Annotated in this window: 13 protein-coding genes; 6 read left to right on the forward strand and 7 right to left on the reverse strand. The window is 66.5% G+C overall.

Annotated elements, in window-relative coordinates; all coding sequences use genetic code 11:
• The first annotated feature begins 1 nt into the window (after window position 1).
• The 3 genes from VHC04_RS00125 to VHC04_RS00135 all read left to right on the forward strand — a co-directional run bounded on the left by VHC04_RS00125 (window position 2) and on the right by VHC04_RS00135 (window position 6062).
• Window positions 2–1036 (forward strand): polyprenyl synthetase family protein, encoded by a 1035-nt coding sequence (locus tag VHC04_RS00125; RefSeq protein WP_325676673.1) that lies wholly within the window; start codon window positions 2–4, stop codon window positions 1034–1036.
• A 104-nt stretch (window positions 1037–1140) separates the two neighbouring features.
• A complete protein-coding gene (locus VHC04_RS00130; protein ID WP_325676675.1) occupies window positions 1141–5010 on the forward strand; it encodes a hypothetical protein in 3870 nt (1289 codons plus the stop codon).
• Window positions 5007–6062 (forward strand): saccharopine dehydrogenase family protein, encoded by a 1056-nt coding sequence (locus VHC04_RS00135; RefSeq protein WP_325676677.1) that lies wholly within the window; start codon window positions 5007–5009, stop codon window positions 6060–6062. Before VHC04_RS00130 ends, VHC04_RS00135 begins: the two co-directional genes overlap by 4 nt.
• Window positions 6063–6204: 142 nt before the next feature.
• Here the strand turns inward: VHC04_RS00135 and VHC04_RS00140 are convergent, their stop codons facing one another.
• Window positions 6205–6903, reverse strand: coding sequence for a hypothetical protein (locus VHC04_RS00140; protein WP_325676679.1), 699 nt, complete (start codon window positions 6901–6903; stop codon window positions 6205–6207).
• A gap of 430 nt (window positions 6904–7333) precedes the next feature.
• On the opposite strand from VHC04_RS00140, the gene VHC04_RS00145 reads away from it, so the two are divergent.
• The 3 genes from VHC04_RS00145 (at window position 7334) to VHC04_RS00155 (ending at window position 9539) form a co-directional block, all read left to right on the forward strand.
• On the forward strand, window positions 7334–8269 hold the full coding sequence (locus VHC04_RS00145) for a LysR substrate-binding domain-containing protein (protein WP_325676681.1): 936 nt from the start codon (window positions 7334–7336) through the stop codon (window positions 8267–8269).
• Window positions 8270–8604: 335 nt separating this feature from the next.
• Window positions 8605–8859, forward strand: coding sequence for a hypothetical protein (locus VHC04_RS00150; protein WP_325676683.1), 255 nt, complete (start codon window positions 8605–8607; stop codon window positions 8857–8859).
• A gap of 95 nt (window positions 8860–8954) precedes the next feature.
• Window positions 8955–9539: a PqiC family protein gene (locus VHC04_RS00155; protein WP_325676685.1), complete on the forward strand. Its 585-nt coding sequence runs from the start codon at window positions 8955–8957 to the stop codon at window positions 9537–9539.
• Window positions 9540–9552: 13 nt separating this feature from the next.
• Here the strand turns inward: VHC04_RS00155 and VHC04_RS00160 are convergent, their stop codons facing one another.
• The 6 genes from VHC04_RS00160 to VHC04_RS00185 all read right to left on the reverse strand — a co-directional run bounded on the left by VHC04_RS00160 (window position 9553) and on the right by VHC04_RS00185 (window position 15463).
• Window positions 9553–10791 carry an FAD-dependent oxidoreductase gene (locus VHC04_RS00160; protein ID WP_325676687.1) on the reverse strand — a complete coding sequence of 413 codons (1239 nt, stop codon included), beginning with the start codon at window positions 10789–10791 and terminating at the stop codon, window positions 9553–9555.
• A 105-nt stretch (window positions 10792–10896) separates the two neighbouring features.
• Window positions 10897–12063, reverse strand: a complete 1167-nt coding sequence (locus VHC04_RS00165) for a hypothetical protein (RefSeq protein ID WP_325676689.1) — start codon at window positions 12061–12063, stop codon at window positions 10897–10899.
• A gap of 151 nt (window positions 12064–12214) precedes the next feature.
• On the reverse strand, window positions 12215–13372 hold the full coding sequence (locus VHC04_RS00170) for an iron-containing alcohol dehydrogenase (RefSeq protein ID WP_325676691.1): 1158 nt from the start codon (window positions 13370–13372) through the stop codon (window positions 12215–12217).
• Window positions 13373–13554: 182 nt separating this feature from the next.
• Window positions 13555–14004 carry a nuclear transport factor 2 family protein gene (locus VHC04_RS00175; RefSeq protein WP_325676693.1) on the reverse strand — a complete coding sequence of 150 codons (450 nt, stop codon included), beginning with the start codon at window positions 14002–14004 and terminating at the stop codon, window positions 13555–13557.
• 175 nt (window positions 14005–14179) lie between these two features.
• Window positions 14180–14983 carry a metallophosphoesterase family protein gene (locus VHC04_RS00180; RefSeq protein WP_325676694.1) on the reverse strand — a complete coding sequence of 268 codons (804 nt, stop codon included), beginning with the start codon at window positions 14981–14983 and terminating at the stop codon, window positions 14180–14182.
• 249 nt (window positions 14984–15232) lie between these two features.
• Window positions 15233–15463, reverse strand: a complete 231-nt coding sequence (locus tag VHC04_RS00185) for a hypothetical protein (RefSeq protein WP_325676696.1) — start codon at window positions 15461–15463, stop codon at window positions 15233–15235.
• Window positions 15464–15605: the final 142 nt, after the last annotated feature.

Here is a 15605-nt window from a genome sequence, read left to right on the forward strand (position 1 = left end):
CATGCCGGACATTCCGACCCCGAACGTGGTGCGGGAGACGCTGGAGGAATATGGCGCCCTGACGCGGGAGGCGATGGCCGCGTATTTCCCTACGGCGGAACCGCGGCATCATCTGTATGACATGCTGTCGGACTATCCGAAGCGCGGCGGCAAGATGATGCGCTCCAGCCTGTGCATCGCCACCGCGCGCGCCTTCGGCGCCGAGGCCCGGGATGCCCTGCACTCGGCGGTGGCCATCGAACTGCTGCACAACGCGCTGCTGATCCATGACGACATCGAGGATGAGAGCGAGCAGCGGCGTGACCGTCCTACCCTGCACGCGCTGCATGGGATTCCACTGGCGCTGAACGCGGGTGACGCGCTGACCCTGCTCAGCATCCGGCCGCTGTTCGAGAATTTCGACCGCGTCGGTCCGCGCGTGGCGCTGTCGATCGTGCGCGAAACCGAACGGATGGCCTGGGAGTCGGCGGAAGGCCAGGCGATGGAGCTGGGCTGGCGGCGCGACAACCGCAACGGATTGTCCGACGCCGACTATCTGGTGATGGTGCTGAAGAAGACCTGCTGGCTGGCTTCGATCCATCCCAGCCGGATCGGCGCGATGATCGCCACGCGCGGCAATCTGGACCTCGACCCTTTCATCCGCTTCGGCTTCTTCCTGGGCGCGGCATTCCAGATCCAGGACGACGTGCTGAACCTGGTGCCGGACGACACCTATGGCAAGGAACCGAACGGCGATATCTTCGAGGCCAAGCGGACCCTGATGCTGAACCATGTCTACCGCCTGTCGCCGCCGGCGCAGCAGCGGGAGTTGGCGAGCCTGCTCGATCCCGGCCGGAGGGAGCGGACAGCGGATCAGGTGGCCTGGATCAGGCAGTTGATGGACGGCTATGGGTCGATCGAGTACGCCCGCGGTATCGCTCACGGGCTGGCCGGGGCGGCGCTGCATGAATACGCAACGATCTATCGGGGCCTGCCGGATACGCGCGATACACGGTTCATCCGCGGCCTGGCCACGTGGATCTTCCATCGGATGTAATGGAATCCGTCGCCTCGACCCCTGACCGCCGGGACAGGACGGCGAGCAGGACCGAGACGAGCAGGACTCAGAGGCGTCCGGTTACGGACACAGGGAGGAATGGCATGAAGCCCGGTTACATCGACCCGACCGGCGAAACCGGGCAGCAGGGCGCCGTCGCACTGAAGCCGCCCTTCATGTTCAGGGCGGTGACCGCCCGGGTGTTTCCGTTGAAGGCGAATATGGGACGCCTGACGCAGTTCATCGACCAGTACCTGAACATGGACATCCCCGATACGATCGTCCATTTCACCCCCGCCCTGCCCTACGTCTACTTCACCGTGCTGAACTACGGCGGGATGTCCCCGACCTCGCGCGCGGCGCAGCACGCGGGCTGGATCGCGCAGCACGAAGTGACGTTCACCATTCCGTTGCAACGCTGGCGGCGCGATCCGGCAACGGCAAAGCTGATCTTCCAGGACTGGGCCAGCGTCTCGCCGTTCATCTATGTCGACGACGCAATGTCCCAGACGACCGGGCGGGAGGTGTACGGCTGGCCGAAGGTGCTGGCCCATATCGATGCCGACACGCCGCTATGGGCCGCGCATCCGCGATCGGGTACGCGGCTGTTCAGCCTCAGCGCCGACATGTTCTCCGATGTCTACGCCGGCCAGGCGGAGACGCAGCGTGTGCTGCTGGAGGTGCTGCGCGATCCCGTCGCGTCTTATGCCGAGTTCCCGCCGAACCTGAAATGCCCCTGGTCGGTAACCCAGGTGGTGCCGAACCTCATCAGCAGCGGGCTGTCGCTGATGGGGGATGCGCTGGACATCGCCGCCGGGTTGCGGCTGCGCGGTTTCCCGCCCGGCCGCAACCTGGAAGCGCTATGGGCGATGGCGAAGAAAGGCGGCGGCATGGCCTGGGACATGCTGGCCGGGCTGCCCTTGCCCAGTGTGGCCTTGCCCAGTGCGGCCCTGCCCACTCTGGCACCGAAGCCGGGCAGCCAGACGGACAACAGCGACCTCGATCCGTCCGGCCTGCGTACCGCCAACGCCCTGCCGCTGCTGTTCAACAACACCGTCAACCTGAAGCAGTACCGCGATCCGGAAAACCCGACCCTCGCCTGTTACACTGCCGTAGTGAACTCGCGCATGGGCGTGGACCGGATAAATCAATATGGGCTGCTGGGCGACTGGGACCTGCTGCGCGGCGATCCCTCGGGCGGCTATTCCGTTCGCATCCATCGTTACGTGTCCCAGCCGATCATCGAGACCCTGGGCCTGGAGGTTGCCGGCCACGACCAGGGAACCGACCGCCCCGCGGCATCCATCCTGAAGCCCAGCTTCCCGTTCTGGGTGGATGTCGACATGCTGTACGGCGCGGGACAGGTGATCTGCTCGCGCACTGCCAGCCCCGACAGGCCGGCCGACAAGGACCGTACGCTGTGGGTGGATGAGCAGGCCGGCGAGGCCACCGCCGGCACGGGCCATGCCGCCGGCGCGCAGGCGGCGATCGCCGACCTCGCTGCCCCGAATGCGATCAACACGGCACTGGGCGCAGCCGGCCAGGCCGTGTCGGGACCGTTCCATTTCCCTGATGTGATGCTGCAGGTCTATCCGCTGCCGGCCGACCCTGACCGTTTGCGGCAGTACGTCGACAGCTGCTGGAACAAGCCCTTTGCCTCATCTGCCGGCACCGGCCCGGCATTGCGGTTCGAGCCGCTGAGTTCCTGCGCCTATATGATCGTGACCGTGAACGGCGATAGCCGCGGTACGATGTGGTCCGCCAGCAACAACCTGGGATGGTGGGCGGAGCGGGAGGTCGCGTTCTGCGTCCCGGTGGGCGTGTATCGCAACGGCGATCTGGTCACCGTCGCGCTGGTAGAACCGTTCGTCTATGCCAACCATGGAAGGGCGGTGATCACGGATCGGGAGGTGAACGGCCGCAACTCGGTCGTGGCGCTGATCGATAGCCCGACGGATGTCTGGACATCGTCCGACGGCCCGGCCGGCGATCGCCACCTGCTGGACGTGTCGACCGAGGTTTTCCCGGCGTTCAACGCAGGTCAGCGCGCCACGCACCGGCGCCTGATCAAGGTGGACCAGCAGGATGTGCTGCCACCGGGCGATGAGGTGGGATGGCAGGGCATCGCCGATTCATGGGGCCGGCACATGGTCGCCGACCTGAAGCGCAAGGCCAGGATCGCGTTCGGCCACGGCAAGGAGATCAACGCGGTCAAGGCCATGGCGTTGGAGATCCTGGCGCATCGCGCGCCCGTCAACCGACTGACCCTGAAGCAATACCGTGACGCTGCCGACATGGACCGGGCCTGCTACCAGGCCGCCGTGCTGACCGAACGGTCTATCATGCGCGTGTATGACATGCGGGAGATAGAGCAGCGGGTGCATGTCCGCATCAACCGCGTGCCCGGGCATCCGATCGTGGACGCGCTGGGCCTGCGGGTGAAAAGCGTGACCTCGCTCGATGGCAACGTCACCGACAATCTGCAGCCGGTACGGCCATTTTGGATGCGGATCGGCATCCGCGAAGCCCTGGGAAAGACGCTGGCCCTGGTCCGCATCCCGCCCGGGGCGGCCAATACGGCGGACAAGCCGCCGCGGCACTGGCAGTTTGGCCACACGCTTTTCCAATCTCCCCCGGAACAAGGCGCGGCGGATTCCGCGTCCGGCTTCTTCTCGGCGCCCGGCCGGGTGCGCGGCGGACGCTCGCTGGTCGAGGAGCTCGCCAACGGCCATGCGCAGGAGTTGCGCGATGAAGCGGTCGCCTGGCTGCGGCAGTCGGTGACCAACCAGCTGGCGCTGGCGGCACATCGGATGCGCAAGGACCCGGACTGGCGTAAGCGCCTGCGCGCGCCGGCACCGGAGATGGCTGCCCTGATCGAGCGGATGAGCCTGGAAAGTCCCGAGGATCTCCGCGCTTTCGCTGACTCGCTGGATCTGCCGACGGCGGAGCAGCTGGCCAATATATTGGAAGACGCCACCGGCGACGCACCGCCCTTCCTGCCGGCGCGTGGCTACGGCAACACGTCGGATGACAATGCGGATCTGCCGCTGGAGCCCTGGTGGTATTCTCCGGAATGGGCCGCTTATGCGCTGACCGCCCGCAAGGGCATGGTGCGGCAAGCCGATGCCGATGCGTATCGCACCCTGTTCAGCCGGCAACCCGTCATCGCCGGATCGATCAGCCCGTTGCTGGACCAGATCGTGTCGATCGCTACCTGGATCATGGGGGCCCCGCAGGCGCCGGACGGTGATTGGACCGCGTTGATTTCCACCAGGGCGAAGTTCGCCGTGTGGAACCTGCTGGTGGCATGCGAGGTGGTGGCCCGCAAATGGACGGACGGAGAGCGCGACGACCGCCTGGCCCTGCTGGCGATGGCGCTGCCGCCGAATGTGCGGCATGCACTGCAGCATCTGACCTGCCATGTGAATGAGGGGAAGACCCGGTTTCACATCCTGCAGCATGAGCAGTCCGAGGCACAGGCCGTCGCCACGATCGTCTCCATGCCGGTGGACACCGCGCCCGCCCTGCTGCTGCGCACACTGGCCAATGGCGTGCTGGCAGCGGTCTACGACTGGACCTATCCGCAGCGTTGGGAACGTCAGACGCACGAAAATGCCGGCCTTGCCGTGAAGGCTGTCGGCGATCTGCAACTGGTCGTGGAGTCGATCCTCAGCGACGAATGGGCCTCCCGAGCCAGCGTGCTCCGCTCGACGCAGCCTTACCGGCTGGGCCCGCACCAGGAATTGCTGTGGCCGAAGCGCCCGGCGCACAGCATGCCAGTGCGGTCGTTGGGCCCGATCGGGCTGCCGGGGCGCTTCTGGCCCGAGCGGGAAGGTCTGGCGCGGTGGCCGGAGGCCGGGCCGGACGAAGGGGATACGTGGGAGTTCGTCGTAGCCGGGTCCGATCTGGACCGCGGCGGTGAGGAGGGTGAAGACGCGGATCGGGCTGCCGGCGACACAGACAAGGCGACATGAAGGACAGGCTGCTGATATACGGGGCATCCGGCTACACGGGCCGGTTGCTGGCGGCGCGCGCCAGGCTGCGTGGCGTCGATACAATCCTGGCGGGACGCAATCCAGCGCGGCTGGAGCCGCTGGCCCATGAGTTGGGCCTACCCTGGCTCGGCGTGAGGCTGGATGATCCGATCGCCCTCGACAACGCCCTGCGCGGCGTCGCCGCCATCGTCAACACCGCCGGCCCGTTCGAGACCAGCGCTCGGCCCCTCGTGGAATCCTGCCTGCGCACCGGCACCCATTACCTGGATGTGACCGGGGAGATCCCGGTGCTGCGGCTGCTGCTGGGCTACGACACGGTCGCCGTCGCCACCGGCGTGATGATCATGCCGGGCACCGGCTTCGTCGTCGCGGCTGCGGACTGTCTCGCCGCGCACATGGCCCGCCGCATGCCCGGTGCGACGACTCTGCGCCTGGGCTTCTCGCGTGGCGATCTGGTGTCGCGCGGCAGCTTCTCGTCGATGCTCGGCATGATCGGCGACCGCGTACCGGTTCGCCGCGACAACGTGCTGACCGCGGTGCCGGTCGGCCGGTTACAGCGGCCCTTCGATTACGGCAGCGGACCGCGATTGAGCATGGCGGTGCCCTGGCCGGATGTCTTCACCGCCTGGCACACCACCGCCATCCCGAACATCGAGGGCTATCTGGAAGCCGATCTGCCGCGGCGCGCCGCGTATCAGGCGGTGTCCCTGGTTGCCGAACCGCTTCGGCTGCCGGTGGTCTCCGATCTCCTGAGCAGGATGGCCCGAGCCTGGCCCGAGGGACCGTCGGAGGCACAACGAGCCGCCACGCCGAAAGTGGTGGTCGCCGAGGCCGAGGACGCCTATCGCCGCGTCGTGGCGTCCCGGTTGTACAGCCCGAATGTCTACACCTTCACGTATTATTCGGTGATTGCCATCGCTGAACGGGTGCTGGCCGGTGAAGCCACGGCCGGTTTCCGGACGCCCGCCGGTGTTTACGGACCGGACTTCATCCTGGATTTCGAAGGCGTCCGGCGTGAGGACATGTGCTGACCGTCCAGGTCCGCCACGCCGGCGGGGCGGCCTCCATCGCCCGGAGCAATCTCAGCCCGACTGGAATCGGGCTGCGGCCTTCCGGCCGAGGCCATTTCTCGAAAACAATATCCGGAGCGTTTCCTGTCATCCGGGAAACGCTCTAATCGCGCGCGGCCAGATTGGCGAACAGGTTATGCAGTTCCCACGGCACGCCTGGCCGGTCCGACTGGCTTTCCACCTCCACACCGACCTGACGAACCCTCCCGATCTCCACATCGCCATCGGCGAACAGCCGGCCACTGGACGGATCGACGCGCATGCAGAACCGCTCCATGCAGATCTGCTGGCCGTGGGTACGCCAGGCCGCGGCGAAGCGCACCGGTTCGCCATATCGTGAAACGGTCATTCTTGCCTGCCCGTCCGACAGAAAGGTCAGGCGGGTGCCAGGAGAGAAGGCCCATCGCGCGAGGCTGATGCGCGCGCCCATGCCGGCAAGCTCCTCAGGAACATAAGTGCGTACCGAACCCTCGACGCGCGGAAAGCCGACCATTTCGGCCAGCGCCCCGCAGGACAGCCCTGGAAGCAGAAAGGACGCCGCGAGTCCGAGGCACACGCTCAAGACCATTTCGGGTGGCGGCGGCTGATATCGCCGTCCCAGCGCCCGGCGCAGCTTGAGTTCCAGATCGCCCAGCCGATGCACGCAAGCCAGGTAGACCATCCCGACGCCCAGCGTGGCGGCTCCCATCATCCAGCAGTCCAGCCGGCCGGCGGCGAGCCACGCCACCCATGGCATCAGCGCCCCCAGGGCGAGCGGTGCGAGCAAGAGCGCAAGGGAGCGGCGTGGTTCGCTTACGGCCATGAGCTGCCCTGCCTCCGCCCTGTCTCCACTCCACGTCGGGAAGAATGATGCTATGCGGTCTCGAGCCGCATTTTCACACACATTTTCAGGAGGACGCTCCCCATCCGCAAGGGCAGGACCCTCAACCCCGCGCAACGTCCCACACACAGAGGCCCCCACGCCAGGTCCCCAATGCAAAGTTGCCCACGCGAGCCGCCCCCACGAAAATCCCCCCGCGAAAATCTCCCACGAAGATCCCTTATGTAAATTCCCCTGTGCATGAAGGCCGTGCGCGCGGATCGAATCCGGATGATGTCACGGTGCGTGCATTATGGATCGTGCGGCGAGGTGCTTCGGTCTACTGTGCTTAACTCTGCGCATCAGCCGTCGCGGTGGCGTACCGTCGCGGCGAGCGGTGTGTTTGTGTGCTTGCAAGATGGAAGAGGTCCGCATGGCCTTGACGACGAACCTACGCGGCGTCGACCTCAATCTGCTGACGATCTTCGAGGTCGTCTATGAGACAGGCTCCGTCACCCGCGCGGCCGAACGGCTCGGACTCACCCAGCCGACAACCAGCCATGCGATGGGCCGGCTGCGGGAGGCGTTCAAGGACGACCTGTTCATCCGCTCTGGCCACGGCGTCGCGGCCACCGGGGTCGCCCGCCAGATCTACCCCGAAGTCAAACGCGCCCTTGATGGCTTGAGGCGGGCGATCGCCGAGGCACGCGGTTTCGATCCGGCCGAATCCAGCCGCAAATTCACCTTGGCCATCCCTCATCCGATGGGTCCGGTATGGGCGCTGGCGATCAGAACGGCCGCGCAGGCAGAGGCGCCGGGCGTCCACATCCGCTTCGATACACGGACCCTGCCGATCGATCTCGCGACGCGGCTGCGTGATGGGGAAGTCGATGCCTGCATCGACTGGTTCCCGGTCGAGGGCGACCGGTTCGTCCTGCGCAAGCTGTTCGACGACCGTCTGGTTTTCATCGCCCGGGGCAATCATCCCCGCGTGCGGCCCAACATGCCGCTGGAAAATCTGCGCAAGGAAGGCTTTGTCGGCATCCATCCGCGGCAGGGGACACCTCCCGATTCGATGCGAATCATCCGCCGCTTGTTGGATGACCTTGACCTCGACTGGGTCGTGTCGCTGAGCGAGTTCCTGGAAGTGCCGTTCGTGGCCTTGCTGACGGATCTGGTCTGCTACCTGCCGGAAAGCATGCTGAAGCAGAATCGTGGCGACGTGCTGCTGCAGGTTCTGCGCAACGTCGTGCCCGATGTGCCGATCCCCATCAGCCTGATCTGGCACGAGTCGCGCCGTGCCGATGAAGGACACCGGTGGATGCGGGAGCTTGTCGCCGGCGTGATTCAGCGCGCTGTGCAGGCCTGATCCACTGCCCGGCCGCCAACCGCGCATGTCGGCCGACGGTCCGTTCCGATAGGATGGCGGGATAGAAAAGACTGCGTTGTTGTCGAAGCGCTCCGCATCTATCGTCCCCAACAGGACTGGCCACCCGGAAGTATTTTTTCATCAAAGACAAATAATCCTGAAACGCTGGTCTTTCATAGATCAAAAAGCGATGGAGCAGGCAGGTTGAGGGCACAGCGCGACAGGCACCGAGGATATTCGGGGCCGGACACGGACGTCTGATCGGTGCCAGACCAACCCGGACAAGGAGCCGACCCGCCTCGCGGCGCGGGCTTGCGATGGATCTGAAGGGTCCTTTGCTGATCGGCGCCGGTGCCGCGATCATCGCATTGGGAACCTACGCCACCACCTCCCGGCTGCCCCAGGGAATGCGGTATGACCTCGCCATTGGCGTCTGGACCATTGGTTGCGGCCTCGCATTGGTGCTCCATTGGCCCGGCACACTGGTTGCCATCTGCCTCGGCCTCTACGGCGCATGGCGGATGGTGCAGGGTTGCCGCGGTTCATCAGCGAAGGCGCGGGCGCGGCCCGCGATGACGGACCGGCGTTAACCTCCCGCTAACCGGCGGCCTGTTCAATACGCGACGCCCCGGTATCGGCCGGAGCAACGGCCGCGCCGTTCAATCCGGAAGAAAGCAAGGCAGCTGTGGCGGGTCCGATCGTGCTGCACCGGCGCAGCCTGGTGATGGCCTTGACGAGCATGGCCGCCGGATGCGCGGAGCCGTCGCCCTATGTGCTGATGCCGGTGCCCGGTGCGATGCTGACGGGCGCGCCGATGACCGTGCTGATCCGGGGGGTCATGCTGTCGCAGATCCCGCGGCAGCCGGCGATCATAGGCGCCTCGCTATTGCCGCCGCCGCCGACCCCGGCCACCGTGTGGTGGGCGGAGCCGCTCTCCGCGATGATCGCCCGCGTGCTGGCGCAGGACCTGACCCAACGCCTGCCCGGCACCCGGATGATCGTTGCCCTGGAACCGCCATTCCCGGCCTCCGACACCTGGATCGACCTGAGTGTCGAGCGCTTCGATACGAACCGGCAGGGCGACGTGCTGGTCGTGGCGGTGGTGCAGGTCGCGGGCCTGCGGCTGCTGACCCGCTCCGCCTGGAAACAGATCACGCCGGCCAATGGCTCGGCACAGGCACTGGTCGCCGCGCTGAGCATCGCCCTGGGTGCGTTGGCCGACCACGTCGCCGCCCTGGTCGTGGAGAGCTGGGCGGTTCCACGCCGCTGAAGAGGACCGACCGTCAGAACCGGTCAGCGCGAAACGGCGTGGGATCAACAAGGGGCGTGTCACCGGTCATCATCTCGGCCAGCAGCCGGCCGGTTATCGGTCCCAGGGTGAAGCCGTGATGCGCATGACCAAAGGCGGCCCAAAGACCGGGTTGCGCCGGAACCGGCCCGATGACCGGCGTCATGTCCGGCAGGCAGGGCCGGATGCCCATCCAGGGTTCCGCCTCGATCGCCTCTGTCAGCGGCAGATAGCTGCGCGCAATCGGCTCCGCCCGCCGAAGCTGGACCGGCGTCGGCGGTGCGTCGGGACGGGCGAACTCGGCACCTGTGGTTACACGCAAGCCCGCCCGCATCGGTGCCAGCAGGAAACTGTCCGTGACCACCGGCCGCGACAGGAAGGCGTTGCCGTTCATCCGATAATGCAGGTGGTAGCCGCGCTTGCCAAACAATGGTGGGGCGTAGCCGAACCGTCGCGTCACCCGGTCCGACCAGATGCCCAGCGCCACGACGGCCTCGGCCGCCTCCACCGATCCGCCATCGGCGGTGGCGACGCGCCAGCCGGCCCCCTGGCGGGCCAGCGTGCCCGCATCGCCGGTGACGAACATGCCGCCCAGACGCTGGAACAGTGCGACATAGCTCAACGCCAGGGCCTGCGGATCATTGACGGCGTTGGAGTCCACCCAATGCACGGCGCCCAGGAACGGCCCCTCCAGGTGCGGCTCCGTCTGCCGGATACCGGCACGGTCCAGGGCGGTATAGTTGACGCCGAATTCGCTCTTCGCCTTGGCCGCTTTTGCCAGCTCCAGTTCCAGCTGCCGCGCCTTGGTGTGGGCGCGCAGATAGCCGACTGGCCGCAACATGTCGGCGGATCCGGCTTCCCGGGCCAGCACCCGATGTTCCTGCACGCAGCCTGCGATCAGCGGGGCATATTCCCTGGTGATGGCGGCATAGCGGCTCGGTGAGGAGTGCCACCAGTAGCGAAATAAGCGTCCCGCGAGGCCGGGTAACGCGGTCAGGTGGTAGACGGCATCGACCTGCCGATTATTGGCGATTCGCAAAACCTCCGACAGATCGCGCGGAAACGTGTAGGGGAACACGCCCTCACGATGCACCACGCCGCCATTGCCGTAGGAGGCTTCCTCGGCCGGCTGCCGCCGATCCAGCAGCACCACGTGCCTGCCACGCTTCTGTAGATGCAGAGCGATGGACACGCCGATCATCCCGGCGCCAAGAACGACAACATCTGCCTGCATCCGAGCCACTCCTTCCGGTCGCTGGCGTTATGCTATGCCCGCACGCGCGGGGCCAGTATCCGTGATCGTCATGGACGGTGCGGCGGCACCGGTTGCGGTGGGCCGCTATAGGCTCTCCGCCGTCGGCAGGCCCAGCAGCAGGCGGCCATACGGCACCATCGCGGGCTGCCGGGCGACAACGATGTGCGTGGCGATCGTCTGCACATCGCGCAACAGTGCTTGCAAGGGGTCCACATCGTAGACGTGCTGCGATCCGGCCGTCTCCGCCAGCATTTCGACACCCTGCCGCACGAGTTGCGCGATCAGGCTGACATCCCGTCGAGCCCGCGCCACATCGATAGCGGCGATGGGCAGCCCCGCCTCCACCATCTCCACGGCTTTCGACCTGTGGGTATGCATCAAGGTCGTGGCTGCATCGATCATCGCGGAGGCTTCCCCCAGGCGCATCTGCATCACCTCGGACGCCGCCACCGCCGTCACACCGCGCGACAGGCGCGTCCGCTGCACTGCGGGCACCAGGGTCAGCGCCCGGCGTGCCAACGCAAGCAAGACATTGGGGAGAGAAAACGGTACCAGAAACCCCCGCGGCGCTCGCAGCAGAGCATACTCCGGCAGCACCGTGGCGCCCGGTGTCGTGCCTTGGTTCAGGTCGTGCAGCAGCACCGTGCGGTGGTCCGGGATGAACGCGTCCTCGACACGCAGCGAGCAGCTTCCGGTGCCGCGCAGCCCCAGCACCTGCCAGTCATCGATGATTTCGATGTCGGTCATTGGCACCAGCATGTAACGAACCCGTGTCGGCCCGGCTGCATCCTCGGTCCGTGCCGCCAGGATCGCCCATTGCGCGTTATGGCAGCCCGAGGAGAACGGGAACCGCCCGGACAGGCGCCAGCCGCCGGTAGCCCGGCGCGCGGTTTCCCGCGGCCCCAGCGAAGAGGACGCCACGGCCTCGGGCGTGTCGGCCCAGACATCCTCCTGGGCACGCAGGCTCATGCTGGCGATGATCCATTGATGCTCCGCCAGTACAGCGTAGACCCAGGCGGATGCGGCGCAGCCCTCGGCCAGGGTTTCGACGATCCGAGCGAACAGGCCGAAACTTTCCTGGAAGCCGCCAAAGCGGCGTGGCTGCATGACGCGCAGCAGACCTGCGTCGCGATACGCGGCGATGGTATCCGCCGACACGCGGCGCGCCTGGCTGGTCGCCGCCTCCCGCTCCGCTAGTTGCGGCACAAGGGTGGCCGCCTTGTGCAGCAATGATGCCGCGATGGCAGACACGGCTCCCTCCCTGACCTTATTGGGCCCTGACCTTTATTGGGCGGGATCGTCCAAGGAGTGAACGGATCGGTCAATCCCAGTCGTATCGTCCGTCACGGCGGGCGATGGTGGCGAAACAGCGAAGCGGGCTGCGTTCCACGCGCCGGCCGGTTCAAGCCGCGAGGTCCAGGATTTCCCGCACCTGCGCCGGACCGGCGATCGGGCGCGGGTTGCGTGGTACCCACGGGGTGTGCATCGCGGCTTCGGCGATACGATCGAACTGGTCGCGACCGACATTCACCGCCGCCAGGCTGCGCGGCATGTCCAGCCCGGCGATGAACCGATCCAGCAACTCGCTGGCATCGCCGCCCGGCCGGCCCATGGCGGAGGCCACCTGCGCCTGCCGCTCTGCATTCGCCGGCTTGTTCCAGCGCATCACGGCCGGAAGCATGATGCAGGAGGTATGGCCGTGCGGCACGTCGAATACCGCACCCAGCACGTAGCCGATGCCATGGCTCGCCCCCATCGGCACGCCGGCCGCCAAGGGTGCCATCGACAGCCACGCCCCCATCTGGCAGTCGAGGCGCGCCCGCAGATCGGCCGGGTCCGCCTTCACCCGCGGCAGGCCGGCGGTCAGCAGCGACAGGCCGCGCAAGGCCTGGGCATCGGTATAGGCGTTCGCGCCCGCCGCGCATGTTCCTTCCACGCAATGGTCGACCGCCCGGATGCCGGTCGACAGGAACAGCCACTCCGGCGTGTGGACGGTGATCGCCGGATCCAGGATCACCGCCGCCGGAATGATCAGCGCATGGCGGATCATTTCCTTCACGCGGCTACGCTCATCCGTAACGCCGGCCACGCCACTGAATTCGCCAGCTGACAAGGTTGTGGGGACGCTGACCTGCCGGATCGCCGGCGGCCGGATGCCCGACGCAGCCCCATCGACCGGCCGCAGCCGGTCCATCGCCTCGGCGGTGCGAACGTCGTTTGCGAGGCACAATTGCACCGCCTTCGCGGCGTCGGTGACCGAGCCGCCGCCGATGGTGACGATCAGGTCGGCCCGCGCCGCACGCGCCTGCTCCGTCGCCGCGATGACGGCGGTGCGGGGCGAATGGGCCGGCATCCGGTCGAAGGTGCCGACGCATTTGTTGCCCAAGGCGCGGCGCACACGTTCGATCTCGTCCGTCGTGCGGTTCAGCGTGCCGCTGACCATCAGAAAGACGCGCTGTGCGCTCAGCCGTTCGACCTGCTCCGCAACCGCCGCGGCGGCAGGTACGCCGAAGCGCACCTCTTCCATCTGTCCGAAAACGACGCGGCCGGCGCTGGTCATGGGTGGTTCCTCAAATGGTTGCAATCAAAAGTTCTGACGGCTTGCCCACGCGGCGGACCATGCCGGTTCCGTGCCATCCGGCGCGCCGGTCACCGCCGACGGATCGGCGCCATTGGGCGCAGCCCAGACGGATGGGGCGCACGAAGAGGTTTATGCGTGCGCTCCGACCGACGCCGGCACCGTCAAAGCTTGTAGGCCTGGCGCGCCAGCATCTTCCAGGCGCCACCCTGGTTCTTCCACACGATCATCACGCCGATCCGGATCTGGGTCGCCTTGCCCTCGCTCTCCGACTCGCCCGTCCAGATGAAGCGCGAGATGGCATTGTCGCCGACCACGCTGTTCCAGGTGTTGGAGAATTCCAGCGATTTCTGTGTCGTCTTCGGATCGGTGGCGCCGGCAACGAATTCCTGCCGGTTCTGAACCTTGCCGGACGAGTGGCCATAGCTGAGCTGCGGCAGGACCATCGCCTCCAGCGCCGCCTTGTCGCGGGTGAAAATGGCCTTGCGATATGCCTCGACCGCATTCGCGACCGACGCTTCATCGGTGGCGGCCGACGCCGCGTTCGAGGCAGCAAGTGCCGTACCGCACAACATCGCGGTGGCGGCAGCCAGACGGCGGCGGGAAAGCGTCATCGGTAGTCCTCCCTTTGCGCGGCGCATACGCCCTTGTTCTATAGTGATTTCTATGGTGATCCCGTTCGCTGCCGCAACAGCGGAAGGATCACCCGAAAAGGCTATCACATCATGCGGGATGGATGAAGCCGCGGCGCCCTGGTTCGGGCCACCGGCTGGACGGCGCCGGATCGCCCTATCCGGCAGGCCCTCTGACGGCAAGGAAGCGCCGCCGGTTCGTCCTCATGTCGATTGCGAGACAAGTCAGGATGCCGGTGGCGTAGGCGCCGGTGTCGATGCCGATCCGGCCCGGACCCAGTAACGGCTCTCCATCGGTGGGGGTATGGCCGTGCACGATGGTGTATGGCAGTCCGTGCCGCTTTTTCAGGAACCGGGCGCGGATCGTCATCAACGCCGACGTCGGCTGGTCCACAAGCTGCACGCGCGGCGCGACGCCGGCATGAACGAACAGGTAGCCTCCAGCGAGGTGAGTCAGCGGCAAGGACGCCAGAAACGCCAGATGTCGCGGCCCGACCAGCGTTCTGGCACGGGACGGCGCGACATCCTTCCCGGTCGCGCCATAGGAGCCGAGGGCCTGCATCCCGCCACGCTTCAACCAGCGTGAAATTGCAACGCCGTCCGGCGATATCAGTGCATCCAGCATCGCCTGCTCGTGGTTCCCGCGCAGCACGATCCAACGATCGGTCGGACGATCGGGACCCTGGATCAGGCGATCCAGTACCATGCGCGTATGCGGCCCGCGGTTCACCACATCACCCAGAAATACCAGGATCTTGGGCAGGACCGTGTCGGCCTCGATCCGTCGCAGCATCCGGGTCAGCAGGTCGTGCCGGCCGTGGATATCACCAATGGCGTAGATGAGATGGGACGCCTCGATGTCTGCCGCGGCGACGTCCGGCGTCGCATGATGCGGCAGAGCGGCCAGTCCGAGCGCGATCGATGCCGCACCGCTGCCGTCGAGATCCGTGAGCGGGCGCACCGATCTTACCGTGCGGGTGCAACCATCATGGACCCCATGCTGGCATACCGCATCGCCCCCTCCCCGAATCCGAACCGCCGCCCGTCCGGCATGACGGCGCGCCGGTAGCGTATTCCGCACCAGGAATCAGCTCGGTAAAGCGAATTCTTCATGAAGATATGATGGCGGCGCCGAACCGGCGGATGCGCGTGCTCCGCCATATGACCGGAAGCGGGTCTGCAGCCTACGCTGGCAACCTACCCTGGCAGCCTACCTTGGCGGAGACTGATCCAGCCACTTCACCGACAGCGCCAGGTACGCCGCCTGATCCTCAATCCAGCGACGTGCCTCGTCCAGGGATGGAAAGGCGCGGCGGGCGGGCTCGCGGCCCTTGATGCCGTGGCTTGGATTCGCGGCGGCACCCTCCCCGACGAAGGCACCTACACAGTTGGCTCCGCCGGTCGTTTCGATGCAGGCGAGCAGACAGCCAGCGACTGCCATCGGTCTTCCAATCCGTTGTTTTTCACTCACCGAGCATACGGATGTCTACTGGATTTGTCGAGATTCGGAACACCAACGCTCGACGCCCGCGCTCCTTTCGCATGCAAGCCAGGATGCTCGTCGCATGGGATGGTGGCAAACC

Source organism: Rhodopila sp. (genome assembly GCF_035548095.1).
Lineage (GTDB): Bacteria > Pseudomonadota > Alphaproteobacteria > Acetobacterales > Acetobacteraceae > Rhodopila.

What these genes read in the sequence shown, in the direction of transcription:
- VHC04_RS00125 (WP_325676673.1), top strand. Translation starts at nt 2, where the DNA reads ATGCCGGACATTCCGACCCCGAACGTGGTGCGGGAGACGCTGGAGGAA.
- VHC04_RS00130 (WP_325676675.1), top strand. Translation starts at nt 1,141, where the DNA reads ATGAAGCCCGGTTACATCGACCCGACCGGCGAAACCGGGCAGCAGGGC.
- VHC04_RS00135 (WP_325676677.1), top strand. Translation starts at nt 5,007, where the DNA reads ATGAAGGACAGGCTGCTGATATACGGGGCATCCGGCTACACGGGCCGG.
- VHC04_RS00140 (WP_325676679.1), bottom strand. Translation starts at nt 6,903, where the DNA reads ATGGCCGTAAGCGAACCACGCCGCTCCCTTGCGCTCTTGCTCGCACCG.
- VHC04_RS00145 (WP_325676681.1), top strand. Translation starts at nt 7,334, where the DNA reads ATGGCCTTGACGACGAACCTACGCGGCGTCGACCTCAATCTGCTGACG.
- VHC04_RS00160 (WP_325676687.1), bottom strand. Translation starts at nt 10,791, where the DNA reads ATGCAGGCAGATGTTGTCGTTCTTGGCGCCGGGATGATCGGCGTGTCC.
- VHC04_RS00170 (WP_325676691.1), bottom strand. Translation starts at nt 13,372, where the DNA reads ATGACCAGCGCCGGCCGCGTCGTTTTCGGACAGATGGAAGAGGTGCGC.
- VHC04_RS00175 (WP_325676693.1), bottom strand. Translation starts at nt 14,004, where the DNA reads ATGACGCTTTCCCGCCGCCGTCTGGCTGCCGCCACCGCGATGTTGTGC.
- VHC04_RS00185 (WP_325676696.1), bottom strand. Translation starts at nt 15,463, where the DNA reads ATGGCAGTCGCTGGCTGTCTGCTCGCCTGCATCGAAACGACCGGCGGA.